A 1,243-nucleotide genomic window follows, 5' to 3' on the forward strand; every position below is an offset into this window, starting at 1 on the left:
ATTTCTTTTTACGATAAAACAGAAAATAATAGTTGCAATCTTGCTTTTATTTACGGAGATACGATTCAAAGAATAGGTTTTGCAGTAAATGAAGTAGATGGTGTAAAAACTTACGAAATCGCCGATAATAGTCGGTTAACTTATGTCGGGGATGGTACAGTAACAACATCAATTCTTAAAATAGAAACGAATGAAGTAATAGATTATAAAATTACTTTCTTATATGAAGAATCAACATCAACAACTAATTTTAATGTTGTAGCGGAGAAACTAACAAAATGAGTGGAGTTGACAAATCTATATCTTATAAAGTGATTGTGAAATTATACACTTAAACTAACGGATGCAATAGTTCAATAAGAAATAGGTGCATTATTACTAAAAAATAGAAATGATTTAGTTTGTAAGGTATTATCAATATATAGAATTTATGAAGATGGAGGATACTTTAATGAGATACATCTTCGTTCATGGTTTAGGGCAAAGTTCCTCAAGTTGGGAGAAAACTATTTCTTACATGGGTGATACAACTCAAATTTCAAATCCTGATTTGTTTAACCTTTTGAAAGATAAAGAGCCTACTTACAACAATCTATACACCGCTTTCTCTGAATACATAGAAGAATATTCCGAGCCAGTTGTCCTTATTGGACCTTCTCTAGGAGCAGTAGTTGCATTGAATTATACGATTGACCATCCAAGTAGAGTTGACTCACTGGTTTTAATAGCACCACAATACAAAATGCCTAAAATGTTGCTTAAAGTTCAAAATATCATTTTTCGACTTATGCCAGAATCTCCTTTTCAGAAACTTGGTTCCAGCAAAAATGATTTTATTATATTGTCAAATTCTATGATGGAATTAGATTTTAGTAACGACTTAAAAAAGGTTCAGTGCAATACTTTGGTTTTATGTGGGGAAAATGATAAAGCGAATAAAAGGGCATCGGAGAAATTGGCAGATCAAATCGCAACAGCAGAAATTCGGACAATTATGGGTGTAGGGCATGAAATAAATATGGAAGCTCCAGAAAATCTGGCGTCCATACTAAATGATTTTTTAAGAAAACATTAAAGGTAAATTCATTATTCTTATCAACCTTGCTTTTATTTAATTTTTTTATTCTTTATTGAACATCTCATTAAGTTTACATTTCTACTATTAGGTGCGATGATCCAGAAAGGGTTATCGCTTATTTTGTTGAAGTTATTAAGCTAACGGGCAGGTTAGCATTCCTGTAGA

At 31.5% G+C, this 1,243-nt stretch carries 2 protein-coding genes; both read left to right on the forward strand.

Annotated features, from left to right (window positions below):
• Window positions 1-282 (forward strand): hypothetical protein (locus V7127_RS20570; RefSeq protein ID WP_335489103.1); only part of this gene is annotated, 282 nt, incomplete at its 5' end.
• Window positions 283-451: 169 nt separating this feature from the next.
• Window positions 452-1,075, forward strand: a complete 624-nt coding sequence (locus V7127_RS20575; RefSeq protein WP_335489106.1) for an alpha/beta fold hydrolase — start codon at window positions 452-454, stop codon at window positions 1,073-1,075.
• Window positions 1,076-1,243 lie beyond the last annotated feature (168 nt).

The organism is Bacillus sp. JJ1773 (assembly GCF_036962035.1).
Classification (GTDB): Bacteria; Bacillota; Bacilli; order Bacillales; family Cytobacillaceae; genus Cytobacillus.